The 25,485-nt window shown below is 35.7% G+C and carries 20 protein-coding genes, 1 CRISPR repeat array and 1 other annotated feature; of the genes, 17 read left to right on the plus strand and 3 right to left on the minus strand.

Annotation, left to right across the window (positions count from 1 at the left end; all coding sequences use genetic code 11):
• The first annotated feature begins 79 nt into the window (after positions 1–79).
• The 3 genes from IGI43_RS15045 to cas6 are packed head-to-tail and all read left to right on the plus strand — an operon-like array spanning position 80 to position 2,625.
• Positions 80–967 (plus strand): hypothetical protein, encoded by an 888-nt coding sequence (locus tag IGI43_RS15045; RefSeq protein ID WP_438758592.1) that lies wholly within the window; start codon positions 80–82, stop codon positions 965–967.
• Positions 951–1,751: a hypothetical protein gene (locus tag IGI43_RS15050; RefSeq protein ID WP_438758593.1), complete on the plus strand. Its 801-nt coding sequence runs from the start codon at positions 951–953 to the stop codon at positions 1,749–1,751. Before IGI43_RS15045 ends, IGI43_RS15050 begins: the two co-directional genes overlap by 17 nt.
• Complete coding sequence (cas6, locus tag IGI43_RS15055) at positions 1,744–2,625, plus strand: CRISPR system precrRNA processing endoribonuclease RAMP protein Cas6 (RefSeq protein WP_438758594.1); 882 nt, start codon at positions 1,744–1,746, stop codon at positions 2,623–2,625. The genes IGI43_RS15050 and cas6 overlap by 8 nt, the downstream gene beginning before the upstream one ends.
• Positions 2,626–2,792: 167 nt before the next feature.
• Positions 2,793–4,117: a CRISPR direct-repeat array (repeat unit 33 nt; unit sequence GTCTCACTCTTTATTGAGTGAGTGGATTGAAAT).
• Positions 4,118–4,229: 112 nt separating this feature from the next.
• Here cas6 and IGI43_RS15060 read toward each other — a convergent pair.
• Positions 4,230–4,502 (minus strand): hypothetical protein, encoded by a 273-nt coding sequence (locus IGI43_RS15060; protein WP_438758595.1) that lies wholly within the window; start codon positions 4,500–4,502, stop codon positions 4,230–4,232.
• Positions 4,503–5,421: 919 nt separating this feature from the next.
• On the opposite strand from IGI43_RS15060, the gene IGI43_RS15065 reads away from it, so the two are divergent.
• The 4 genes from IGI43_RS15065 to tig all read left to right on the plus strand — a co-directional run bounded on the left by IGI43_RS15065 (position 5,422) and on the right by tig (position 9,944).
• On the plus strand, positions 5,422–5,793 hold the full coding sequence (locus IGI43_RS15065) for a T7SS effector LXG polymorphic toxin (RefSeq protein ID WP_438758596.1): 372 nt from the start codon (positions 5,422–5,424) through the stop codon (positions 5,791–5,793).
• Positions 5,794–6,021, plus strand: coding sequence for a hypothetical protein (locus tag IGI43_RS15070; protein ID WP_438758597.1), 228 nt, complete (start codon positions 5,794–5,796; stop codon positions 6,019–6,021).
• A 639-nt stretch (positions 6,022–6,660) separates the two neighbouring features.
• Positions 6,661–6,917, plus strand: a binding site (T-box leader).
• Positions 6,918–6,981: 64 nt separating this feature from the next.
• On the plus strand, positions 6,982–8,094 hold the full coding sequence (locus IGI43_RS15075; RefSeq protein WP_438758598.1) for a 5-methyltetrahydropteroyltriglutamate--homocysteine S-methyltransferase: 1,113 nt from the start codon (positions 6,982–6,984) through the stop codon (positions 8,092–8,094).
• Positions 8,095–8,660: 566 nt separating this feature from the next.
• On the plus strand, positions 8,661–9,944 hold the full coding sequence (gene tig / locus IGI43_RS15080) for a trigger factor (RefSeq protein ID WP_438758599.1): 1,284 nt from the start codon (positions 8,661–8,663) through the stop codon (positions 9,942–9,944).
• A 78-nt stretch (positions 9,945–10,022) separates the two neighbouring features.
• Here the strand turns inward: tig and IGI43_RS15085 are convergent, their stop codons facing one another.
• Positions 10,023–10,886 (minus strand): alpha/beta hydrolase, encoded by an 864-nt coding sequence (locus IGI43_RS15085; protein WP_438758600.1) that lies wholly within the window; start codon positions 10,884–10,886, stop codon positions 10,023–10,025.
• Positions 10,887–11,218: 332 nt separating this feature from the next.
• On the opposite strand from IGI43_RS15085, the gene allC reads away from it, so the two are divergent.
• The 8 genes from allC (at position 11,219) to arcC (ending at position 20,729) form a co-directional block, all read left to right on the plus strand.
• Entirely contained in the window at positions 11,219–12,445 is a 1,227-nt protein-coding gene (allC, locus tag IGI43_RS15090; protein ID WP_438758601.1) for an allantoate deiminase, read from the plus strand.
• A 22-nt stretch (positions 12,446–12,467) separates the two neighbouring features.
• The gene (allE, locus tag IGI43_RS15095; protein ID WP_438758602.1) at positions 12,468–13,253 is read left to right on the plus strand and encodes a (S)-ureidoglycine aminohydrolase; all 786 of its coding nucleotides are present in this window, start codon (positions 12,468–12,470) and stop codon (positions 13,251–13,253) included.
• 19 nt (positions 13,254–13,272) lie between these two features.
• Complete coding sequence (allD, locus tag IGI43_RS15100; RefSeq protein WP_438758603.1) at positions 13,273–14,340, plus strand: ureidoglycolate dehydrogenase; 1,068 nt, start codon at positions 13,273–13,275, stop codon at positions 14,338–14,340.
• 211 nt (positions 14,341–14,551) lie between these two features.
• Positions 14,552–15,601 carry an ureidoglycolate dehydrogenase gene (gene allD, locus IGI43_RS15105; RefSeq protein ID WP_438758604.1) on the plus strand — a complete coding sequence of 350 codons (1,050 nt, stop codon included), beginning with the start codon at positions 14,552–14,554 and terminating at the stop codon, positions 15,599–15,601.
• A gap of 154 nt (positions 15,602–15,755) precedes the next feature.
• On the plus strand, positions 15,756–17,513 hold the full coding sequence (gene fdrA / locus IGI43_RS15110; RefSeq protein WP_438758605.1) for an acyl-CoA synthetase FdrA: 1,758 nt from the start codon (positions 15,756–15,758) through the stop codon (positions 17,511–17,513).
• Positions 17,514–17,648: 135 nt separating this feature from the next.
• Positions 17,649–18,917, plus strand: coding sequence for a DUF1116 domain-containing protein (locus IGI43_RS15115; RefSeq protein WP_438758606.1), 1,269 nt, complete (start codon positions 17,649–17,651; stop codon positions 18,915–18,917).
• 3 nt (positions 18,918–18,920) lie between these two features.
• Positions 18,921–19,778: a DUF2877 domain-containing protein gene (locus IGI43_RS15120; protein ID WP_438758607.1), complete on the plus strand. Its 858-nt coding sequence runs from the start codon at positions 18,921–18,923 to the stop codon at positions 19,776–19,778.
• 12 nt (positions 19,779–19,790) lie between these two features.
• Positions 19,791–20,729 carry a carbamate kinase gene (gene arcC, locus IGI43_RS15125; RefSeq protein WP_438758608.1) on the plus strand — a complete coding sequence of 313 codons (939 nt, stop codon included), beginning with the start codon at positions 19,791–19,793 and terminating at the stop codon, positions 20,727–20,729.
• 59 nt (positions 20,730–20,788) lie between these two features.
• Here arcC and IGI43_RS15130 read toward each other — a convergent pair whose 3' ends face one another.
• Complete coding sequence (locus tag IGI43_RS15130; protein WP_438758609.1) at positions 20,789–22,426, minus strand: PucR family transcriptional regulator; 1,638 nt, start codon at positions 22,424–22,426, stop codon at positions 20,789–20,791.
• 343 nt (positions 22,427–22,769) lie between these two features.
• On the opposite strand from IGI43_RS15130, the gene IGI43_RS15135 reads away from it, so the two are divergent.
• Both IGI43_RS15135 and IGI43_RS15140 read left to right on the plus strand, forming a co-directional pair.
• Positions 22,770–23,978: a pyridoxal-phosphate-dependent aminotransferase family protein gene (locus IGI43_RS15135; RefSeq protein ID WP_438758610.1), complete on the plus strand. Its 1,209-nt coding sequence runs from the start codon at positions 22,770–22,772 to the stop codon at positions 23,976–23,978.
• Between the two features lie 212 nt (positions 23,979–24,190).
• Complete coding sequence (locus tag IGI43_RS15140) at positions 24,191–25,474, plus strand: MFS transporter (protein WP_438758611.1); 1,284 nt, start codon at positions 24,191–24,193, stop codon at positions 25,472–25,474.
• The last annotated feature ends 11 nt before the right edge of the window (positions 25,475–25,485 follow it).

Below are 25,485 nucleotides of genomic sequence, written 5' to 3' on the forward strand. Positions count from 1 at the left end.
AATAATGACGTACAAAATTACTATGGAAAGTTTAGGGAGAATGACGCACTTACCAGATTCTCATCAATTATTTGGTGCATTGACTTATCTTTATGCAGAAAAAAGTGGGGAGGATCATGCTAGCCAATTTGTTCAACAGGTAAAAGAATATCAATTGGATTTTTCCTTGTCTAATTTATTACCTAATAATTATTATCCTATTCCTAAAGTTTATTTGAGTAGCAGAATAGAAGGAGAAAAGCTCATATATAAAAATATAAAAAAACGTCACTTTTTACAAAAAAAAGAATTGACGGTGGCTTGCGTAAATCCTAAACAAATAGCTCAAATCTACCCATTTGTTCAGATCATAGATAGCCAACAAATTCATGCTTCTATTGAAAGTTTGCGATATGATTTGCCAGGATTACCTCCAAATATTTTTTCAGTACCAGAAATTACTGTGATCGAAAAAAATAGTAAGGATAGTGTTAAAAAGATAACGGAATTTTGTTTTTATTTCACAGGGAATGCTAAAATTCAGCCGTTGCTTTCTTTTATAGAACAAGCACAAGTAGAAGAACGAGTTTTTACATTAGGGCCAAGGAGTTCTCAAGGTTTAAATTTGTATACTATTTCAGCGATTAAAGTAGAAGAAAATCTAGCTTTTCCAGAGGCAGAACTATTTTTAAATCTAGGCTTGCTTTTACCTAATCAGTTTGATTTTGATCGCTCTTTTATTGAAATTTATACTTCAGAACGACGTGGGTATGAAAATTATGGTGAAAGAAATCAGAAAACAAAGAAACAGTTTATTAGCTTTATTGGAGCGGGGAGCATAATTGCGCAAGAGAATAATCAGAAAGAACAAATTAGCAAATCAATAAATACCCCATCCCATTTAAAAAATAACGCGATTACCTTTGGGCAGAGTTTTTTGTATCCTATGCCTGATTTGAAAGGAGTCACATATGAATCATTTGCTTAAATATTCTTATAAGATAACTACCTTATCTAAAGTCATTTTTTCACCTAGAGAAAAGGAAGCATATTTCATTGATGACCTGGGAAATGTTAATCAGGAATGTGGAGAAAAGCAGGGGGAGTCAGATCAAAGTGTAGAAACAACAAACAGCATTCGCATCATTTATCCATTTTCTCGTTATGGTATGTATGAGAACTATGAGCAACCTTCGGAACGTATACAGTATTATATTCCAGGTTCGTCAATGAAAGGTGTATTAAAGAGAGGAATAGAAGGCACTTACAAATTACTAGTGGATGATATTTTGGTTCCATACCATCATATAATTTTACAAAAATTGGTCAAAGTACAATACTTGGCTACAGATGAAAAAAAAATAAAAGTAGGTACTTTTTTTAAAAATATTGACATTGAAATGTGTCAAGAAAATGTCACTCTTTCTGGTCAACTATTCAGTCAGCAGTCTATTATAAATTGTTTAAAACAACAGCATAAAATGTCAGTTCAATTATTAAAGCAATGGTATGAAACACTTGAACAAGCGACAACTGAAAAAGAATATGATGCAACAGTTATTAGTGTAAAAAATCAGGTAAAACAAGTATTAGAGAAATCTGAGCAGGCTACTGACAAATATCTATTGATCGTTGGTGGCTATAAAGGCTTGCTATTGTCTCATTTGGTTAATTCAGAGAAGGAAGTTAAATCTGGTTTATTTGTTGATAAAAGTACATTATTGCCATATGGAATGATAGAAATTTCGGAGGTTAGACAACAAAATGACTAAGTCAATGCCATTGTTTAGCTTTACTTATTTACCATTACTTATTTGTTTGGAATGTCAAGAAGATGGAGAATTACCTTCATTTTTAGGTTCTACGTTAAGGGGCGCATTAGGCTGGGCCTTACAAAAAGACAAACAGGTTTATTATGATCTTTTTGAAAATAATCATACTAGTCATTCTGCAGCACACACAGTGAACCCTTATATTATTGAACCACCAAAACCTAAGCAAAAGTACAAAAAAGGAGATAAGTTGTTTTTTTCATTTATTTTATTAGGTCATGCGACTTCTTGGTATCAAAAAATCATCACGATACTAGCTGAAAGAAATAAATTAGAATTAGGCGCAAGAAGATTGCCATTTCGTATACATCGTATTTTTCATGGGATAGATTTATCATTGATTTGGCAGTGTGAGCAGCCAAAATTAATTTCAGCGATAGATAATGCAGTGGATATTTTTCCTGAGTATCAAGAAGGGAAGAGGTGCGCTATCCAATTGCAAACACCTTTAAGAATTAGAAGAAAAGGAAAACTAGTTACGCAACTAGATTTTGCCACTATTATTCGAAATATTTCCAAAAGAATTATAGAATTAACAGAACGATACGGTGGTCATGTAGACTTGAAGGAAGTGGAAGATATTTGTTTATTAGCTCAAGCTGTTTCATTATCAGAATCATTGATTTATCCATATGAATTAAAACGTTATTCTACACGACGAAATAAGAAAATGGACTTTACTGGTATTTTAGGTATGTTAACATTTGAAGGTGACTTAACACCCTTTATTCCGTTGTTAAATTTAGCACAATTGCTACATATTGGTAGGAATACTACATTTGGTTGTGGTAAAATTGATATAACAATTGTTTGATTTTTTAGGTGCGAACCTATAGTGCACATAAAAACCCTAGGAGATCCGCACCAAAAATTAGTCGAAAATAGATGATATTCGTTCGTTTTTCTAATCTTATTTTAATCTTAAAGTTATTTCTAATGAATAAAGATATCAAAATGTTACTAATATCAACTATTTTCACGGTCTCACTCTTTATTGAGTGAGTGGATTGAAATTGCTCTATTTGATGAATCACTTTGATTGTTATTAGTCTCACTCTTTATTGAGTGAGTGGATTGAAATATTTTTACAGAAACAGCTTCAACTTGATCAAATGTGTCTCACTCTTTATTGAGTGAGTGGATTGAAATTAAGGCAGAAGCCGCTTATTACTATCAGCTAAAACGTCTCACTCTTTATTGAGTGAGTGGATTGAAATTTCTTCTCCTCCTAATTTCTGTATTCTATCTACTACGTCTCACTCTTTATTGAGTGAGTGGATTGAAATCTTACATGCGGAATCGGATCGACACGATCTTTTTCCGTCTCACTCTTTATTGAGTGAGTGGATTGAAATGCTGATTTCCCGGTATACCCAAAGCTCTCAGCAATGTCTCACTCTTTATTGAGTGAGTGGATTGAAATATCAAAAAAATTAAGACTAAAGAAGCTTTAGAACGTCTCACTCTTTATTGAGTGAGTGGATTGAAATTAGGGGGATAAACATGAATAAGAAAATGACCGAAAGGTCTCACTCTTTATTGAGTGAGTGGATTGAAATCTAAGCAAAGGCGGTAAGGTCCGATGATGATCACGTCTCACTCTTTATTGAGTGAGTGGATTGAAATTGCGTATCTTGCTTTGTTCCAATCGCCCTGACCTAAGTCTCACTCTTTATTGAGTGAGTGGATTGAAATCCTAACGTTTGATTTAACTTCACCGGTCTTTTCAGGTCTCACTCTTTATTGAGTGAGTGGATTGAAATTAGTCCCTCATTAACATGGGCTACAGCCAGATTTTTGTCTCACTCTTTATTGAGTGAGTGGATTGAAATATTTAAAATAGAATCCTCGGTTAATCCGTAATCTCTGTCTCACTCTTTATTGAGTGAGTGGATTGAAATGAATGACATCCTGATCATATTTGTAGTAGTTTTGTCTCACTCTTTATTGAGTGAGTGGATTGAAATTTCGACAGTATTAGCTGATTCATTAACGCCACTGGTCGTCTCACTCTTTATTGAGTGAGTGGATTGAAATATGCCTAAAGCATCGTAAGTGCTGCATATGCGGGTCTCACTCTTTATTGAGTGAGTGGATTGAAATTTCTGGATTGTCGTTAAAATGCAACGTAGACAAGCGTCTCACTCTTTATTGAGTGAGTGGATTGAAATGTTTATAATTCTATCATTTTTAAGTTTGTCTTCAGTCTCACTCTTTATTGAGTGAGTGGATTGAAATTGCCTTGAGTTCATTTATCGCCTTGTCTAGTGACCGTCTCACTCTTTATTGAGTGAGTGGATTGAAATTTGAGCTTTCGCTAATACTTTGTAAGATTTAGCCGTTTTCACTTTTTATTAAGTGAATGTAATAGAAAATGGTAATAAACCTAAAAATAACCTTATCTTAACTTCTTTGCTACTATTGTTTATGACCCTTTTGAATGGTCAACACTTGTTTTTCAGCAGTTAAGTTGAGCTTTTTAAACTCTGTATTAAAAGTTTGGAAAAGTTTTGAACAAGCATAATAATCTTTCACAACCTGTTTCTTATTAATCGGCGTATTTGGATTCGTAAAATACTTCTCTAAAACCGTCAGCGGTTCTTGCCATGATTGCAATCGTTCAACCGTATCTCTAAGATCAATAATATCCTGATAAGGAACAGCTTTAATACAAAGTGCAGAATTTTTCATAAGTTAGTTCTCCTTTTTATTGTTTATGTAAGCAACAATCAACAATTGAGAAAAAGAAAAAACGATAGAGATTGCCGTCTCTATCGTTGGGATGACTAACAGACTATAGCGCGTTTCTTAGCCCAATTTGAAGAAATTTCAAAAACTGTCTAGAAATTCTTACAAAAATTAGGTACAATAAAGAAGCTAGTGCTACGGTACTAGTAATCAGGCAACTTGGATAGATAGGTTACGCTGTCTATTCAGGGCTTCATTTACTGGGTGGTACCAGTGGATGAAGTGCCTATTTTGCTTTGAATCACTGCGATTGGCAATAAGACAGAGCAGATGATGAAAAGTACAAGGTGAATAAAATGAACGTTGTCACCATATTGTCGATTCTTTTTCTCAAAGTTTATAGGATAGCAACAAAAAAACGATCACAGACTCCCTGCAATCGTTGACAATAGGCAAATCAAAGAACGGCTATTTTTACTCGTTTGTACTTGAAAGGAGAAGAGTTGCGGTCTTCTGGTAGACAAAAGTATGTAAAAATAAGAATTTGACGTACACTATTGGCGATTTGTTTAAGCAGGTTACGCTGTTTAATCAAAACTTCTCTAGTTTGGTTGGTAGCCAGATCAGGAAGTGCCAATTATTTAGTTTTATCGTTAGGAGTAACAGCCACTAATTCGCTCATTTCTGGCTGAGTGAAAGTCTGATGTTCTCCTTGTTTATTATTTCTATCCTATAGATGTTAGTATACCGAAATAAATAGCTATTCGCAATAAAAAATCTTACATTCTGCGATTAAATAACACCTAAAATCCTCTCTCTTATATATAAGGAAAAATAACAAAAAATTTTTTATAAACCCTTCAAATTTAACCTACTTTACAACTGACTAAAAAAGCGCAAAGAGAACTTGAGGAACAACAAAATGGAACTTGATTTTTATATCGGTGAAGTTCAAGCACAAGCGAATCAAACCGCTCGGATGAATAATCAAGCGAGCCAAGCAATCACTTCACTACAGACAAGTATCCAGTCTTTTTCATCAGCGCCCTTAACCAGTAAAGCCTATGATGCAGCGAAAAGCTATTTTATGGTGGCGTACACACCGTTGTGCCAATCTGCTATAATGACAGGTGAAGCACTAGAAAGTGCGAATAAACGCTTGCTAAGCGACTATCAGAGCATGGTTTGTGGAATTGATACGATCAAAGATGAAATTTTGGAACAAATCGCTCGTTTTGAAGAGGTCAAACGTGATATTGACCAACAAATGAGCATATATGGAACGAAAAGATAGATGTGGGTTATTGATCCAAATCACATTACTCAAGAAGACTTCCGAGTGAATGAATGGAATGAATCTAAAATTCGCGACGCGGGTAATCACATAAATAATCTACCACAGAATAAGAATTTGCCTGATAGGCAGTGGGTATTTGGAGATTATGATGATGTTAGAGTTGGGATAATAAAGAGAGATGGCAAAGTGACAACAATAATACCTGATAACTCTAAACAACCGTAAAAGAAAGAGAAGACTAAAAATGATCGATTCTGAAAAAATAGAAAGTTTAATCAATGAGAGAAAAAAATTAATACCAGATGATCCAAAAATTGGTGAGATATGGGATGAATTGACACAAATATTCTCATAAGATGAAAAATCGACGATTGAATATTTAAATAATTGTCCTAAAAGTCAATTAGAATGGATAAGTGAAGTGTTTGAAGATATATCAGAAAATCTACGAAGTGAATATTTTATTGATACTTTAGAAAAATTACAGAAGAAATTTCCAGATTTAGATTTAGAGGTGGATATTTCATATGCGAAGGAAGCATTAAAAAAATTAAATTAGTAAAATAAAAAAACACTTTGCCATCCCATTGGAGCCAGTTTTTCAGTAAAAAAGAATTTATTTTACCTAAATCAAAGAAGAGAGTTTATTTGGAAACAAACTTTAGTTCATATTATGGGGATAAAATTGCGATGAGAATGGTTAGAATGACGGAAAAGCATATGGAAAGTCTTCAGAACGACAGAGAAGAAGTTGATAATGAATCTGTTTTGATTTCTTGAAGATTAAGTAAAAATTTTTTTTATTCTTCATCTATCAATTTGACACCCACCACCTCATCTGCTATTATAATTAAAAATAAATAAAAAAACACGTAGAAAAAGAAAGTAAAATTCTGTGGAATTTCTAAAAGAGAGCCTTGGTAGCTGAAAAGAGGCGGAAGAAAACGAATTTGAAAATGGCTTTTGAGTGGGCATTTCGAGAACATGTTTTAGAGATGCACGGTTATTCCCGTTAGCAAGAATCCTAATATCAAACGTTAGTGGCGTATTAGAGTAGAGGCGAAAATCATATGATTTTTGTAAATTAAGGTGGTACCATGTATGTTTATTACATCCTTAGAAGAGTCTTTGACTTTTCTAAGGATTTTTTTGTTTTCTATTTAAAAAATGAGGGGGAAATCAATTATGTGTCAAAATTCAGTACATCATTATGAAATCGTAGGAAGTTTTTTACGTCCAGAATCATTGAAAATAGCTCGGGAAGAGTTTGCAGCTGGTACGATTTCTGGAGATGAATTAAAAGTAGTTGAGGATCAAGCAATTCGGGATTTAGTCGCAAAACAAAAAGAAATCGGGTTGAAAGTTATCAGTGATGGGGAATTTCGCCGGAGTTACTGGCATCTTGATTTTTTCTGGGGATTCAATGGAATCGAGCATAATGTAATGGATCAAGGGTATTTATTTCATGGGGAAGAAACACGAGCGGATTCAGCACGTTTAACAGGAAAAATAAGCTTTAATCCAGAACATCCAGTTTTTGGGGAGTACGAATTTTTAACAGAAATTGCTGGTGGGACACCTGTTCGCCAAAGTATTCCAGCACCAGCCCAGTTATTAGCAGAGTTGGTTCGAAGCTCTAATGAAGAAAAGGTCAATGAATTTTATCCAGATCGGGAACTACTTTATCAAGATATTGCTAAGGCATATCGGGAAACGATTCTAGCTTTATATGACTTAGGTTGCCGAGATATTAAACTGGATGATTGTACTTGGGGCATGTTAGTCGATAAGAATTTTTGGACAACGATGACCAACGGAGAATATGATACCCAAGCGCTGCAAGAGTTATATTTACGTTTGAATAATGAGGCGATTGCTGATTTACCTGATGATTTGCATGTAACAACCCATGTGTGTCGTGGTAATTATCATTCAACATGGGCTACTTCTGGCGGTTATGAGCCTGTTGCAGACACATTGTTAGGGAATCAAAATGTAGAAGCCTTTTTCTTAGAATTTGATGACGAACGTTCAGGCGATTTTGAACCATTACGCTTTGTTCCAGAAGACAAACAAGTGGTTTTAGGCTTGGTTACGAGTAAGGACGGCAAGTTAGAAGAGAAAGAAATAATAGTGAATAGAATTAAAGAAGCAAGTAAATTTGTACCGTTAGATCGCTTAAGTTTAAGTCCTCAATGTGGATTTGCTTCGACAGAAGAAGGCAATATTTTGACAGAGGAAGATCAGTGGAAAAAACTTGCATTAGTGATCGATGTGGCGAATGAGGTTTGGGGTTAAATAAAATAATCAGTAGGATAGTAATTATTCGCGGAATTTTTGATATTGCAGGAGCTAGGGTGGCATCTTTTGATGTTCATTTGGAGAAAGCTTCACGTCATGCATTTTAAAAGACAAGAAGGTGAATTCGCATAGTAGAAGGTAATTAAGTGATTACAAAGATGTTTGAGCTTTAAAAAGCTGAACATCTTTTTTGTGGAGTCTATTAATAGGTCACCTATTTGTAAATAATTATTACGATGTCACTATTTATTGGTGGAATAGGTTCATGGTTGTTTTTCGGCATAAAAAGCAAGCTTGTCAAAAGAGCTTATCTTAAATCAAAAAAAAATCGTTCAAAGGATTTAAACATTCGTAATGAGTATTTAAAATTAGCCGAAAAATATAAAAAATAGGCAAATTAGTCCAGTTCGTTTATTAAGTAATTCATTTTACAATATAAAAATCTAGTTTATTTTCTTTTCTTCTCACCTAAAATGTTTACATTTATCTAGCTATAGTGTAATATTTAAAGGTATGCATAACATAAATTCATGTATAAAATTAAGTTATTCGGAGGGAAACAAATGTCTGCGAAATTTGAAAAAAAAGGCACCAATGATGGTGTGTTAACTTTTTCAGTTGATCAAACTCTAATTGAAAAAGGCTTGAAACAAGCATTCGATAAAGTCAAAAAAAATCTTAACGTACCTGGATTCCGCAAAGGGAAAGTGTCTCGTCAAGTATTCAACCGTATGTACGGCGAAGAAGCATTGTATGAAGATGCTTTGAACGCAGTCTTACCAGAAGTATACGAAGCAGCTGTAAAAGAAGCTGGAATCGATCCTGTATCTCAACCTAAAATTGATGTTGAAAGCATGAACAAAGGTGAAGATTGGGTAGTAACTGCTGAAGTAACTGTAAAACCTGAAGTTAAATTAGGCGAATACAAAAACTTAACAGTTGAAAAACAAGACCGTGAAGTAACAGATGAAGACGTAGATGCACGCATCCAACGTGAATTAGATGCACAAGCTGAACTAGTAATCAAAGAAGACGAAGCCGCTGTTGATGGCGATACTGTCGTAATCGACTTTGAAGGATTCAAAGACGGTGAGGCTTTTGAAGGTGGAAAAGGTGAAAACTATTCTCTTGAATTAGGTTCTAACTCTTTCATCCCAGGCTTTGAAGAACAATTAGTTGGTAAAAAAGCTGGTGAAGAACTTGAAGTAAAAGTAACATTCCCAGAAGATTACCAAGCAGAAGATCTAGCAGGTAAAGAAGCTGTTTTCCAAGTGAAAGTTCACGAAGTGAAAGCAAAAGAATTACCAACATTAGATGATGAATTCGCTAAAGACGTTGACGATTCAGTAGAATCATTAGACGAATTAAAAGAAAAATACCGTAAAGAATTAACTGAATCTAAAGAAACTGCTGCAACTGAAGCAAAAGACGAAGCGGCTATCCGTCAAGCTGTTGATAATGCAGAAATCATTGAACTGCCACATGTAATGGTACATGATGAAGTTCACCGTTCAATGGATGAATTCTTAAATAATATGCAACGTCAAGGAATCGCTCCAGAAATGTACTATCAATTAACTGGAACAACAGAAGATGATTTGCATAAACAATTTGAGGCAGAAGCTGAAGTTCGTACGAAAACAAACCTTGTGATCGAAGAAATCGCTAAAGCTGAAAATATTGAAGTATCTCAAGAAGATATGGATAAAGAAATCAACGAATTGGCTGAACAATACAATATGCCGATCGATCAAGTTAAAAAAGTTTTAACTGAAGATATGCTAAAACATGATATCCGCATGAAACGTGCAGTAGAAGTTATTACAGAAACTGCAACTGAAAAATAAATACAATTTAAAAGACATTCCTGAGTGATCGGGAATGTCTTTTTTTCTCTATTTATATAAGGGAATATTTATATTAAATCAAGTAGTAGTTAAGGTCTGATCAAGCCATGCAATCAGAGCGTTGTAAATTTGAAGTCCTTCACTTTTAGTAATGTCACCATCGAAATCATGAGGGAGTTTTTCAACTTCTTCATATGTAACATTAGGGATTTTGTTGCTAGCATCACGTGATAGCTCAACGGGCACATCTTGATCAGCTGAACTATGAGCTAAAAAGACAGGCGGCAATTTGGCAAGCTCTGTATCCGATAGGCTAAAGGTTTCTTTTTCACTAGGGGTGTTGACTAGATAACTCAACCAATTACCAAATTGTCGACCAGATAAATAGAGTGAAAAACGTTCATTAATAGAAACCGCTGCAATTGGTTTGGGTTGAATCATCGCTTGGGCAGTCAGTGGCGCTATTTTTGGAAATTGATTGTAGTAGCTACTAGGCTGACTGAAAGCTGGGTTCGTCAAATCATAATAACCGTAAAAGCTGATCAGTCCTTTTTGCTCGGGTAAAGAATGTCGAGCAGATAATAAATAGGCAAGAAAACCGCCAGCTGAACGTCCAAACAAGAAATAATCTGAGCAATCCAAACCCAAAACCGTTTGATGATTTTTCAAGAACCAATCGACTGCTTCTATCAAACAATTCATAATAGTTGGAAGTTTAACTTCAGGTGCTAAAGGATAATCAACAGTCAACAAATTATAGCCATTCTCTACTAACAGCTCACAATAGCTTTCTGGTAAGTCATCTCGCGTACCATATAGCAGTCCTCCGCCATGAAAATAAAGGAGTGTGGCTTTAACAGAAGTGTCATTTTGATTTGAGTAAAAGGTCATGGATAAATCTAACTCATCTAGCTTACTGTAAAGAAAATTTTGTTTTATCATTATTAACAGTCCTCCTGAATTGAAATAGGTAGCAATGAAACAACTAGTATTTTTCAACGTCAAGTAATGAATGGAAGGAACGTTCCTTTCAATGTAGACAGAAAAATATTAATTTAGATCATTTAAGTCATAGTGCTATTTTATCTTTTTTTCGAAGATTAGACTATAAATTTAGAAAATTTCACTAACTTAATTCTATTTTAACCCAAATAGCCTCAGTCTTTATGTTTAATACGCACAAAGATAGCACTTAATTTGTGAAATGTGGATAGTGTATGAAAACGGGCAACCGCTTACAATAGTTATGATAATAAAAGAGGGAGATGTATCAAATGGACTTAAAAAAAGTTTTACAAGAAAATATCGATCACTTATCTACTATTGGCAACGATCCAACAGGTGGAATGACGCGCCTATTATATTCTGATTCTTGGTTGGAAGCGCAAAAATCTGTAAAAGAAAAATTAGAAGCAATCGGCATGACGGCTTCATTTGATGAGATCGGAAACCTCTTTGGTAGAGTAGAAGGAACTGAATACCCACAAGAAACGATTTTATCAGGCTCACACATCGATACAGTTGTTAATGGTGGAAACTTAGATGGCCAATTTGGTGTAATAGCAGCCTATGTCGCTATTCAATATTTACTAGAAACACATGGCAAACCAAAACGTTCATTAGAGATCATCTCAATGGCTGAAGAAGAAGGTAGTCGTTTCCCAACAGTATTCTGGGGTAGCAAGAACTTTGTTGGTGAAGCGAAAAAAGAAGACGTTATTGAAATTGCTGACTTTGAAGGATTGAAGTTTGTTGAAGAAATGCAACGTCATGGGTTTGATTTCAAAGATGAGAATAAAGCAGCTAGAGATGACATTAAGGCTTTTGTAGAAATTCATATCGAACAAGGAACAGTACTTGAGAAAGAACAACTACAAATTGGTGTTGTAAATAATATCGCTGGACAAAGACGTTACACAATCGTCTTAAAAGGTGAAGCGAATCATGCTGGAACAACACCGATGGAGTATCGTAAAGATGCAGTGTATGGATTTGCTAAAATTTGTTCTGAAGCAATCGATCGTGCATTGAAAGTTGGCGATCCTCTTGTTTTAACTTTTGGTAAAGTGGAACCAAAACCTAATACTGTCAACGTTGTACCTGGTGAAGTTCTATTTACAATGGATTGCCGTCATACGGATAGCGAAGAACTTCATGCATTCACAAAAGAAATTGAACAATTAATGAAAGATATCGCTGCTGAACATGGTTTAGAGATTGATATTGATTTATGGATGGATGAAGCACCCGTTCCAATGAATGAAGAGATTGTCAAAGCAATCGAAACAGCAGCTATTGCTGAAAACATGAAATACAAAGTCATGCACAGTGGCGCAGGACATGATTCTCAAATCATTGCACCTAATTTCCCAACAGCTATGATTTTCGTACCAAGTATTAATGGTATCAGCCATAATCCTGCAGAAGCAACTGATATCGATGACTTAGTCAACGGTGTTAAAGTTTTAGCCAGCACATTATATGAACTAGCTTATAAATAAAAGAAAGTAGGAGAAATAAAAAATGGGTTATAAAAATAATCAAACAGGTTATCTTGACGGACTATTATCTTCAAGAGCTGTTATTAAAAAAAATAATTATGCATTACTCCCTCATGATGGGTTAGTAAATAATGTGATACCTGGTTTTGAAAATTGTGATTGTTCGATTTTAGGGTCTAAACAATTAGGAGCGAATTTTGTTGATTACATCATCACATTGCACAAAGATGGAAAAAACCAACGTGGTTTTGGTGGTGAAGGTGTCGAAACTATTGTCTATGTTATCGATGGCGTATTAAACGTAAATGATGGAAAAGAAACACACAAAGTAACAAAAGGTGGCTATGTATATCTTCCAGCCAGCACATTGATGTATTTAGAAAATGGTCAAGATGCTGATACAGAAATTTTCTTATACAAAAAACGCTATCAGCCATTGGAAGGCTACGAAGCACATAAAGTAGTTGGCAACGTTAATGACATGGAACCAATTGAATATGAAGGTATGAAAGATGTACTTTTATGGGACTTTTTACCAAAAGATTTAGGATTTGATATGAACTTCCATATTCTATCATTTGAGCCTGGAGCAAGTCATGGCTATATCGAAACACATTACCAAGAACATGGTGCTTACTTACTTTCTGGACAAGGTATGTATAACTTAGATAACGAATGGATGCCGGTCGAAAAAGGAGATTACATCTTTATGAGCTCATATGTACAGCAAGCAGCCTACGCTGTTGGTCGTGATGAGCCGTTGATGTACGTGTATTCAAAAGATTGCAACCGTGATCCAGAAATTTAATGTAGAGGAAGTTTAAGAAATGAATGAAACTGTTGTAGTGAAACCAGAAGAATTGCATGAATTGATTGAAAAAAAATTGACAACAGCTGGTTTAAAGCCAGAACATGCAGACGAAGTGGCGACACATTTGGTATTTGCAGACGCATGCGGCATTCACTCGCATGGAGCCGTACGGGTAGAATATTATGCAGAACAAATCGATAAAGGCGGTGTAACGCTTGATCCAAAAATCGAATTTGAAGAAACTGGACCAAGTTCAGGTATTGTCCATGGTAAGAATGGTGCGGGACAATTCGTTGCAAATATTGGATTGGGCTATGCTATTGATATGGCGAAAAAATCTGGAGTTGCAGCAGTTGGAATTTCAAAAATCAGCCATAGTGGAGCATTATCTTATTATGTGAAAAAAGCAGCTCAGCAAGATTTGATAGCAATTGCCATGTGTCAATCAGATCCGATGGTTGTCCCTTTTGGTGGTAAAGAAAACTATTTCGGCACCAATCCGATTGCCTTTGCCGCTCCTCGAAAAGGCCATGAGCCAGTTGTATTTGATATGGCAACCACCGTTCAAGCATGGGGGAAAGTATTGGATGCACGCTCGAAAAATAAAGAAATTCCTGATACTTGGGCAGTCGATAAAGAGGGAAAACCTACCACTGATCCCCATAAAGTCAATGGACTATTGCCGATTGCTGGGCCAAAAGGCTATGGCTTGATGATGATGGTGGATATCTTATCCGGGATGCTGTTAGGCTTACCATTTGGTAAACATGTTTCTTCTATGTATGACGATATAAGCAAAGGACGTAATGTTGGTCAATTGTATATTTTGATCGATCCAAAACGGTTCACGGATTTAGATATGTTCAAAGAATCAGTCGATGGTATGGTGGAAGAGCTACATGAGATTCCAGCAGCGGATGGATTTAAACAAGTATATTATCCAGGAGAGATCAATCAAATCAATTATGAAAAATCAATGACTGATGGAATCGACATCGTTAAAGATATTTATGATTATTTAAAGAGTGATACACTTCATTTTGATCGATACGAAAATACGAATGCTTTTGGTGAGAAAAAATAAAATTGTTATGAAACTAGGATCCATTACAAAAAAGGTTGTTGGTTTGTATAAGTATTAGCGAAGCGGAGAATTGTTGCCGTATGTTTTCTAGCTGCGCGAGCTCGCTTCGCTTTTACTTTGAAACACAGTGAATAAAATGAGTTGCTGTTAAAAAGTAGAAGGTGTAGCAAAGCGTAATATTGTTACTGATAATAAAAGGAGGCGTTTTAAAATGAGAGTAAAAAAAGCGGATTTACATCAACTGATCAAAGATAAAATTCAAAAAGCTGGTTTGTCAGAGGAACATGCAGGAATCGTAAGTGATGTTTTAACCTTTGCAGATGCTAGAGGAATTCATTCCCACGGTGCGATGCGGGTGGAATATTATTCAGAAAGAATAGCAAAAGGCGGAATCACGAATGATCCTACTTTTTCTTTTAAACAAACAGCTCCAAGTTGTGGTATGTTTGAAGGCGATAATGGCTCTGGATTTGTTGCAGCTGAAAAAGCAATGGATCTAGCGATTGAAATGGCCAAAAAAAATGGAGTAGCTGTTGTTGGAGTTCGCAATATCTCTCATAGCGGAGCGCTTGCTTATTATGTTGAAAGAGCAGCAGAACAAGATATGGTCGCACTCTCAGTTTGTCAATCAGATCCGATGGTTGTCCCATTTTGTGGAAGTGAACCGTACTTTGGAACAAATCCTATTGCCTTTGCAGCACCTAGCAATGATGATCGTGTTATTACGTTTGATATGGCAACGACGGTTCAGGCATGGGGCAAAATTTTGCATGCTCGTTCTAAAAAAGAAGCTATACCAGATTCATGGGCAGTAGATGCAAAAGGAAATCCGACAACAGATTCTACAGCTGTCAATGCTTTATTACCGATTGCAGGTCCAAAAGGGTATGGGTTGATGATGATGGTAGACATTTTATCTGGTATTTTACTAGGCGTGCCATTTGGCAAACACGTATCTTCCATGTATCATGATTTATCTAAAGGACGCGAATTAGGTCAACTTCATATTGTGATCAATCCAGATTTCTTCATTGGGTTGGATGTATTCAAAAAAAGTATTTCAACAATGTTGGATGAGCTAAAAGAAATCAATCCAAGTCCTGGTTTTACAGAAGTCAATTATCCAGGTGAGCGAGGACGCGCACGTGAGAAAAATTATGAAGAAAATGGAATTGAAATCGTGGATGATATCTACGAATACTTAATTAGTGACGCTATTCATTATGATCGCTATGATCATAAAAATAAATTTGCAGAATAACCTTTTTGCAAAATAAATTATTTAGCTATGTGAACTAGTCTCTAGGAGAAAAGACAAAATCTGATTGTGGCGAAGAGCGCGACGCTCATATTTTCTTATTTTTCTGTTAAGGTTGAACGATCTACTACACTTTTAAACAAATGGAGGAATTTCAATGCTACACACAATAATTAAAGCGAATAGCTATCAAGATTCGATCGTATTGATGCTATTAACGAACAAATTAAATACGATCGATGGAGTCGATAATGTTTCTGTAATGATGGGTACACCTGCAAATAAAGATATTTTCAAAACAGGTGGTTTATACACAGATGAATTAGAAAAAGCTTCTTCTAACGACATGGTGATCGTGTTAGACATTGAAGATGATTCATTGATTGATCAAGTCTTAGAAGAAATCGATGTATTTCTTGAAGAACAAACAAAAGGTGGCGGCGAAAATTCTGGAGAAGAGGTCGTAAAAACTTGGGATAAAGCATTCGAGCTTGGAAAAGATGCTGGAGTAGTTGTGTTTTCTATTCCTGGTACCCATGCTGCACTGGAAATTGAAAAAGCTTTGGATGAAGGAAAGCATGTTTTTTGTTTTAGTGATAATGTTACAATCAAAGATGAAAAACGTTTAAAAGAAAAAGCACATGATGCAGGTCTTTTGTTAATGGGACCAGACTGTGGTACTGGGATTATTAATGGGATTCCAGTTGCGTTTACGAATGCTGTTCGTAAAGGAAAAATTGGTGTTGTCGGCGCCTCTGGAACTGGTATTCAAGAAGTGACAACGATTATCCACAAATTAGGTGGCGGTGTAACGAACGCAATAGGGACTGGTGGACGTGACTTAAAAGCTGAAATTGGCGGAGTTACATTAAAAGACAGTATCATGACGTTAGAGAAAGATCCTAATACAGAAGTCATCGTCGTGATCTCAAAACCACCAGCACCAGAAGTTCGTGATGAAGTATTAAATCTTTTGAGAAGTATTTCAAAACCTGCTGTCACAATTTTCTTAGGAGAAAAACCGACCTCACATGAAGAAAATCTTTATCGTGCTTACACATTAGAAGAGGCTGCACAAACAGCAGTTCAATTACTGAACAAAGAAGCGGTCAAAGCTGTAAAAGAAACACTGACAGTTCCAGCTCATTCTTTAAAACCAGAACAAAAATATGTTAAAGGTTTGTACTCTGGTGGTACTCTTGCGTATGAAGCAGCTATGTTGATCAAAGAAGGTCTAGCATTAACAGGTGACGAACATGCACCAGAAGGCTTTATCTTAAAAGATCAAGGACATGAAATTATTGATTTAGGAGATGATGTTTACACACAAGGAAAACCTCATCCAATGATCGATCCAACGAAACGTAAAGAAATGTTAGAAGAAGCAGGGAAAGATCCCGAAACGGCAATCATTTTATTAGATGTTGTATTAGGTTATGGTTCTCACGCTAATATGGCACAAGAGTTAGCACCAACAATCAAAGAAATTAAAGAACAAGCAGCGAATGAAGGACGAGAGTTATTTGTAATTGGTACGATTGTTGGGACAGATGAAGATCCTCAAAATATCAATGAACAAGAAACAATCATGAAAGAGGCTGGTGTGATTCTTTGTGATAGTAATGCGCAAGCTGTTCGTTTAGCACTAGCTATTTTAGATCATCCATTGACTCAAACTGATAAAGCAATCGAAGCAACACCAAAAGTAACACCAGTTGTGATTGAACCAACTGAAGAAATGTTAGCATTGTTGACGAATCAAGGATTTATCAATGTAGGCTTACGCAGTTTCTCAGAAGCAATCATCAATCATGGCGGAAAAGTTGTCCAATATGACTGGCAACCAGTTGCAGGTGGAAATATCACGCTGCAAAAAGCATTACAGTTTTTAAATAAAGTGAAATTAGGTAAATAAATTATTCAGCTTACTGAGCTAGCTCCTCAGAAAAAAGACAAAAATAGATTGTGATAAAGAGCAATACATTCGATTTTTACTATTTTCAGTCGGAGCTAATCAAGCTCATTCAGCTTTCAACGGAGGAAAATCAAAATGTCATACAAAACTATCGATGAAGCAAATCAGGCAGTAGCCGCAAAAATCGTTGCTGGTTCTCCTTTCTTATTGGACGTAGTTTCAGCAAAAACAGTTATCAAAGAATTAAATGAAGGAAAGGTCTTGCTTCATGCAGGACCTCCAATCACGTACGATAAAATGGTAGATCCAATCCAAGGCGCTTGTGTAGGTGCAGCATTATTTGAAGAATGGTGTGAAACGGAAGAAGAAGCAAGAAAGATGCTAGAATCAGGAGAAGTAAAATTAATTCCATGTCATCATGTCAATGCTGTTGGACCAATGGGAGGGATCACTTCCGCAAATATGGCCGTTTTAGTTGTTGAAAATAAAACAGACGGTAATCGTGCTTTTTGTACAATGAATGAAGGAATCGGCGCAGTGTTACGTTTTGGCGCTTATTCTGATGAAGTAATTACTCGTTTAAGATGGATGAGAGATACTTTAGCACCTGTTTTAAGTGCAGCCTTAAAAACAAAAGAAGACGGCTTAAACGTTAATGTATTGGTTGCTAAAGCAATTGCAATGGGTGATGAATTCCACCAACGTAATATTGCAGCATCATTAGCATTTTTAAAAGAAATGGCGCCGATCATAGTCGGTTTAACTGAAATCGACCAAACAAAACGGGAAGAAGTAGTGCAATTTTTAGCAGATACAGATCAATTTTTCTTAAATATCATGATGGCTTCAGCGAAAGCTGTTATGGATGGTGCGAGAAAAATTCAAGAAGGAACGATCGTAACTGCGATGTGTAGAAATGGTTACGAATTTGGTATCCGTATTGCTGGAATGGGCGATGAATGGTTCACAGGACCTGTAAACACGCCTCAAGGATTATACTTCTCTGGTTTTAGTGAAGCTGATGCAGCTCCTGATATGGGGGATAGTGCCATCACTGAGACATTTGGTGTTGGTGGTATGGCCATGATCGCAGCTCCTGCTGTAACACGTTTCGTTGGTTCAGGTGGTTTTTATGATGCACTGAATACAAGTAATGAAATGACAGAAATTTGTATCGACACAAACCCTAATTTCCCCGTTCCAACTTGGGACTTTAAAGGAATTTGTTTAGGAATCGATGCAAGAAAAGTTGTCGAAACAGGCATTCTTCCTGTGATCAATACAGGAATCGCAAATAAAAAAGCAGGCTTGGGTCAAATTGGTGCAGGAACAGTAACACCGCCAATCGATTGCTTTGAAAAAGCAGTTTTAGCGTATGCCAAAAAATTAGGTTTTGCAGAATAAAAGGTGAAGATATTGTTTGTTAATGCTTGTTTTATAGATCAGCTTCTTTTAATCGATAATGCTGAAAATCAAAAATGGCAGGTTCATAGTAAATATAAAAATAGTTTCAATATTCAAGATGAAAGGAAACAACAGTTAGTGGTCATTACGACCACTAACTATCCTTTTATGCCGAATGGAATTTATTTGCAATCTGATGATTTTTTACACGTTTTATCAACAATTAAAATTGAGGAACAAATTACGTGGGAGCAAAATTGTTTGCATTTTTCTAAAAATCATCTTTTGCTGACTCATGGGAAACCGTATTCATCGTTAGTGGATAAGGCAACGATGAGTTTATTGGAAATAAGTCAAAAAAAAATATTTTCATATTCAAAGTCTCTCATAAAAGAAACAGGGAGTCACTATTCATTAGCTCAGTTTTTGAAAGAGACGAACCCATTTAAAGAAGCGATCGTTGCATTGTGTTCTGAAAATCAGTTAAAGCAAAAATTAGGTTTAGACTTTCTTATAGGTAGAGGTATGGGATTAACACCATCAGGGGATGACATGATTGTTGGACATCTTGCTGCAAGAATTCTATTGGATAAAGAATGTTCTCGCTTGACCGAGCTATTACTTACTGAACTGTTAGCAGAACAGTCTGTGACAACAGATATCAGCAAGCATTATTTGTTATGCGGACTATCAGGTCGTTTTAGTGAACCTGTTCTTAAACTAATTGAAGCATTAACGACAAATAGCACTGAAGAAAAAATTGAAAAAATAGTTAAGACAGTCATTTCGGTAGGGCACACATCAGGTGTTGATTTATTGGCAGGCTTTTTAACAACAATCCAAATATTAGGGACTAAATGAAGGAGGATTTTTATGGCAAATCGTGTCGTAATAGCATTGGGAGGCAATGCTATTTTAAAACCAAACCAAGAAGCAACGCTTGAGGTACAACTAAATAATGTCAAACTAAGTGCAGAACTAGTTGCAAAAATTGAAGAGATCGATTATGAAATCGTTTTAACACATGGCAATGGTCCGCAAGTAGGAAATATTTTAAGACAAAATGAAGAGGCAAAAGATGTGGTTCCGCCATTTCCTTTAGATGTGTGTAATGCTGAATCACAAGGATTTATTGGTTATATGTTAGAACAAAGTTTAAAAAATTCATTAGAAACAAAAGGTTTGACGAGCAATGTTATTACGTTACTTACACAAACAGAAGTTTCAGCGGATGACGAAGCGTTTAGCAATCCAAATAAACCAATTGGTATTTTTTATTCAGAAGAAGAAGCAAAACAAATGGAGCAAGAAAAAAATTGGGTGATGATGGAAGATGCTGGACGTGGTTATCGTCGTGTTGTGCCTTCTCCACAACCAAAAGCGATCCATGGCGTGGATGCGATCGTTAATTTATTAAACCGAAACACGATCGTGATCGCAGGAGGCGGAGGCGGAATCCCCGTCGTTCGTGATCAAGATGGTTTATTAAAAGGAATCGAAGCTGTTATCGATAAAGATCGTACTGGTAAGAAGCTGGCGGAACAAGTCGATGCTGATGTGTTCATGATGCTGACAGATGTAAGCAATGTATACATCAACTACGGTAAAGAAAATCAAGAAAAACTAGAGACGATTACGGTAAAACAGGCACAACAATATATGGATGAAGGTCATTTTGCTGATGGTAGCATGGGTCCGAAGATGGAAGCTGCAATTGGGTTTGCTGCACAAGGGAATACAGCGATCATTTGTTCTTTGGAAGAAGCTGATCAAGCATTATTAGGCAGAGCAGGGACAAGAATTGTAGGATAAGTGAATAAAAAATAAGTTAGAAGAAATGAGTTGTATTTCTTCTAACTTATTTTTGCTTATTAATGTTGATTAGATCGTTCTGACAACTCTAATGCTAAACGCAAATTCAAGCTAATTGTCGGATCTTGAATATTTTTTTCAAGTAATTTGGCACAGTGATCGATTCTATATTTAATCGTATTACGATGTAAATACATTTCTTTGGCAGTTTTTGAAATTTCACATTGAAAACTTAAATAACATTGCAAGGTCTTACGAAGTTCAATAAATGAATCTTCAACAGGATAGGCAAGTTCTTTTAGTGTTGTTTCACAGAAATAATGAATGTCTTCCAAACTCATTTTCTCAAATAAACTTTTCATTCCTTTAGGGTGATAGCGATGAGTAAGTGCACCATTCGTCATTGTGAGCATTTCTTCGTAAGCAGTTTTTGCTTCAATGAAGGAACTTGCGATTTGTTCAATCGTTTCATATAGATTTCCCAAAGCAAAAGTTAGAGTAATCGGAAGTTTTTCAGATAATTCCATAGATAATTCGCTTAAAATTTTTTCTAAATCATCCACTCTACTTTGAATCAAAATGGCTAAGTGATTGGTATTTTTCACTTTAAAAATACTGATATGTTTGATTCTAGGTGGTAAAGATTCCAATAGCCATTGAAATGCAACATCACTTTCTTCTTGTTGGTATTTGATTTTTGTGGCAGTTGTTTTTGTTTGGGTGCAAACGGCATAGACAACTTGATACTGCGTGCTTTTCTTTAGACCGTAATTTGTACCTAAGTCAAGCCAATCGCGGCTAGATTGATGAGGCGTTTGTTGGTATTCAACTAGCTGACCTAAAAAATCACTTTTGAGAAAATCCAAGGATTCTTGTACTTTTTGATTTTTATACAGCATAAAGGATAAGACTAAACAGGCTTGTTCTACTGCAAATTCTGACATCGGATAAGGAACTTGTTGTGGGTTTAAAATCAGCAAATGGTGAGGAAAATAGCTATTTGCATTGACTGAAAAACCAGCAATCTGTAACGGTTCTTGATTCAAATCTTTGATCATAAATGATGCATGGCTATCCTCATTCCAGCTATCGTATTTATTGATCAGTTGTTCAACATAATATTCGGCTGGTTTTGATGTTTGTGTGAAGTGTTTTGAATGAGCGATTACTTTTCGATAAGGGCTCAACAAAATCACAGGTGCATTGATCATTTTACCAAAATCAGCAACAAAACGGGCAATACTGACATCGTGAATCAGTAAATCAGAAAAGCGTTTTTGAATATCTAATGCGTAGCTCAGTTGTTCTGTTTTAGTATCCCATAAATAATTTAGTAATTGGTGTAATACAGCACCCAAAGGTTGAGTGCTTGGTACTTGAACAACTGGAAAATTGATTTGATTTGCATAAGCAACGACTTCAGGATCGATAGTTTCGATAAAACGTCCTACCTTGATACCGATACCGGCTGCGTCTTGTTCTTTTAAAGAATCAATCAATGTAATAAGCTCTTTTTGATTATTTTTATAAACCATTGCAGTAGTTAAAAGGAAAATATTTTTTGGAATAAAATCTGACACGTCAGGAGTTTCTGAAATTTCGATACTATTCACGATCGTATTAGCTTTTGTAGGATTAGTTAATAATTTTAAGTCGGAAAATCTTGGTATTTTTAATAAATCTTCTAAAGTGGTCAATGGGTTTCCTCCTAAATATAAAAGCTGAACAGGGTAACCTGCGAAGCTGGATAAAATATATGTATGATGAGCTTATTTAGACTTACTAGAAAAAGGTTGGCTTTTTCCGATTGTCTAGCTCAGGATGTTAGATAATGAGTAATAACAATAGTTTAAGTCACCACATAATATCTAATTATTAGTTCAGTTTTTTTTACCTATTTCTATTCTAAATGATAGCTTGTGCAGATTCAAGAATGTTTTGTACATAATAACCGAAAATTCATTTTTTTTATTCAAAAGTGACAATGACTTTTTCTGATATAAAGGTAGGATGAAGTTAAAACAGAAAAGAGGAATAGTTATGTTTTCAGAGATATCAGTACCAAGTAGAACAATCATGACACCAGGTCCAGTTGAGGCTCATCCAGTAGCATTGAGAGCAATGTCTGCTTCTATTTTAGGTCAATTTGATCCAGCTTTTTTACAAATAATGGATGAAGTGAAAGAAATGATCAAAATTCCTTTTGGCACAAAAAATGAACAGGCATTTGCAGTTGATGGAACATCTCGTTCTGGATTAGAAGCGGCATTGATTGCCTTGATCGAACCAGGCGATAAAGTTTTGATCCCAGTCTATGGTCGTTTTGCGTACCTTTTAGGAGAAATCTGTGAGCGTGCTAAAGCAGAAATTCATTATCTTGAAAAAGAATGGGACGCTCCATTTGAACAAGAAACAGTAATTGAAGAAATTAAGAAATTTCAACCGAAAATTGTCGCTATGGTTCATGGTGAAACAGCCAATGGCCAAATGCAATCGATGGAAAAAATTGGTCAACACTGTAAAGAAAATGATATTTTCTTTGTCGTAGATATGGTTGCGACATATGGTGGTGTGCCTCTTGAAGTTGATGCATGGGGTGTTGATATTGCTATTGCTGGAACACAAAAATGTGTGAGTGTTCCGTCAGGTTTATCATTGATCACATACAATGACCGAGTGGAAAAAGTTCTTACAAGTCGTTATCAAAAAGAATTGGGACTAAGTAAAGATATTCGCAATAAAAATCATATCAGCAGTAATTATCTTGATTTAAGTCAGTTACAACGCTATTGGAGCGAAGAGCGGATCAATCATCATACTGAAGCGACAAGCATGATCTACGGGCTACATGAAGGTCTGAGAATGATGCTCAAAGAAGGTATGGACAATGTTTATGCTAGACATGCTCAAAATGATCAAGCGATCGTTGCGGGTATTAAAGCAATGGGCTTAGGTTTTTATGGTGATTTAACGACTAAAATGCCAACAGTTACACCTATTATGATTCCGGCTGGAATCGACGGTGAAAAAGTTCGTGCCCTGATGCTTGATGATTTTGGTGTAGAAATAGCTTCATCTTTTGGTGCGCTTCAAGGAAAAGTTTGGCGTATCGGAAATATGGGCTACAGCAGCAGAAAATCTAATGTACTTCATGTATTATCTGCTTTGGAAGGTGCGCTTAATTATTATGGGGCCGATATCAATAAAGGTGAGGCTGTAAAAGCAGCATTATCGATTTACAAAAAATAGGAAAATAGTAAAAATTGTTTGTGTGAAAAAACAAGTGATTGTTTATTTTGCACAAACTTTTTAACAAGTTTGTGAAAAATAATGATGCACGAAAGTTTGCTACCGCTTACAATTGAAAGGAATAAGAAGTTATTTATTTAAATGTTTGAAGTGGAATTACACAAACATTTTACCCATGAAACATTTAAAAAATAACATATGGAGGATAAGAGATGGATGCAAAAAGTAAGGGTTCCGGAATGGACTATTGGAAAAAAATTGTTATTTTGTTATGTGCAGGTTGGGTAACGATATGGGTGTATCGTTCAGCGCTATCACCAGCATATCCGCAAATAAATGAATCTCTTGGCGGAAATATCACAGATACAGCGTTAGGTTTCATCTCTACTTGTTACTTTTTTGGATATGTAGCAATGCAAATTCCAGCAGGTTTCTTAGTAGATAAGATCGGAAAGAAAAAAGTATTGATTCCTGGATTTATTGTTTTTGGGATCGCCGCTTTCTTGATTTCTCAAGCAACGAATATCCAAATGATTTATTTTGGTAGTGTTTTAGCAGGTTTGGGTTGTGGATCTTTTTATGGATCAGCCTATTCATTAACTTCTCAAAACATTCCACGAGAAAAAAGAAGTTTTTCTACTGCAATTGTAAACAGCGGATCAGCTGTTGGTTCAGGTTTAGGCTTGATTTTATCTAGTTTCTTAGTTGTTCAATTACAATTCCCATGGCAAACAATGATGTACATTTCTGTAGCATTGATCGCTGTGATGTTAGTGGCATTTGTTGCAATTATTCGTAATAATAAAGAAGATGCTGAATTTTTAGCACAATCAGAAGCAGCTGAGGCAGCAGAAGCAGCAGCTGCTGCACCAGAAGCGCCAGTAGTAGAAAAAGAACATGTTTCAATCAAAAAATTATTTGCACCAAAAATGTTATTTGCTTATATTTTATACTTTGCTACTTGTTATGCATACTATATGACCGTTACTTGGTTGCCAAACTTCTTGGGAACTGAACGTGGATTTGAAGGTGCCGCAATTGGATTTTCTGCTTCTCTTGTAGCGTTTGCGTCGATTCCAGGAGCATTATTTTTCAGCCGTTTAGCTGATAAATTTATGCATAAAAAAGTACAGTTTATCGTTATCTTAGAATTTTTAGCGGCAGCAATGCTACTATTGACTGTACAAGCAACAAATTCAACATTGTTATTAATTGGTTTGATTTTATATGGATTTTTAGGTAAACTAGCTGTAGAGCCGATCATTATTTCTTGGCTTGGAGAAAACGCACCTAAAGTTGGTATCGGGACAACACTTGGTGTATTTAACTTTTTTGGAATGATGTCCTCAGTTATCGCTCCGACCTTGACAGGATCGATTTCGGATGCAACTGGTTCAAAAGAAATGGGCTTTTATATTTCAGTCATTTTATTAGTGGTTGGAACGGCGTTATTCTTATTAGCAAACTTAAACAAAAAGAAAGCAGCTGCTCAATAAGTAGTTGTAAT

This window comes from Enterococcus sp. AZ126 (assembly GCF_051714545.1).
GTDB lineage: Bacteria > Bacillota > Bacilli > Lactobacillales > Enterococcaceae > Enterococcus_L.

Coding starts and splice junctions, on each gene's coding strand:
- IGI43_RS15140 (WP_438758611.1), top strand. CDS start 24,191: ATGGATGCAAAAAGTAAGGGTTCCGGAATGGACTATTGGAAAAAAATT.
- allD (WP_438758603.1), top strand. CDS start 13,273: ATGAATGAAACTGTTGTAGTGAAACCAGAAGAATTGCATGAATTGATT.
- allE (WP_438758602.1), top strand. CDS start 12,468: ATGGGTTATAAAAATAATCAAACAGGTTATCTTGACGGACTATTATCT.
- IGI43_RS15050 (WP_438758593.1), top strand. CDS start 951: ATGAATCATTTGCTTAAATATTCTTATAAGATAACTACCTTATCTAAA.
- IGI43_RS15070 (WP_438758597.1), top strand. CDS start 5,794: ATGTGGGTTATTGATCCAAATCACATTACTCAAGAAGACTTCCGAGTG.
- allC (WP_438758601.1), top strand. CDS start 11,219: ATGGACTTAAAAAAAGTTTTACAAGAAAATATCGATCACTTATCTACT.
- tig (WP_438758599.1), top strand. CDS start 8,661: ATGTCTGCGAAATTTGAAAAAAAAGGCACCAATGATGGTGTGTTAACT.
- IGI43_RS15060 (WP_438758595.1), bottom strand. CDS start 4,502: ATGAAAAATTCTGCACTTTGTATTAAAGCTGTTCCTTATCAGGATATT.
- IGI43_RS15135 (WP_438758610.1), top strand. CDS start 22,770: ATGTTTTCAGAGATATCAGTACCAAGTAGAACAATCATGACACCAGGT.
- arcC (WP_438758608.1), top strand. CDS start 19,791: ATGGCAAATCGTGTCGTAATAGCATTGGGAGGCAATGCTATTTTAAAA.
- IGI43_RS15085 (WP_438758600.1), bottom strand. CDS start 10,886: ATGATAAAACAAAATTTTCTTTACAGTAAGCTAGATGAGTTAGATTTA.
- cas6 (WP_438758594.1), top strand. CDS start 1,744: ATGACTAAGTCAATGCCATTGTTTAGCTTTACTTATTTACCATTACTT.
- allD (WP_438758604.1), top strand. CDS start 14,552: ATGAGAGTAAAAAAAGCGGATTTACATCAACTGATCAAAGATAAAATT.
- IGI43_RS15075 (WP_438758598.1), top strand. CDS start 6,982: ATGTGTCAAAATTCAGTACATCATTATGAAATCGTAGGAAGTTTTTTA.
- fdrA (WP_438758605.1), top strand. CDS start 15,756: ATGCTACACACAATAATTAAAGCGAATAGCTATCAAGATTCGATCGTA.
- IGI43_RS15115 (WP_438758606.1), top strand. CDS start 17,649: ATGTCATACAAAACTATCGATGAAGCAAATCAGGCAGTAGCCGCAAAA.
- IGI43_RS15065 (WP_438758596.1), top strand. CDS start 5,422: ATGGAACTTGATTTTTATATCGGTGAAGTTCAAGCACAAGCGAATCAA.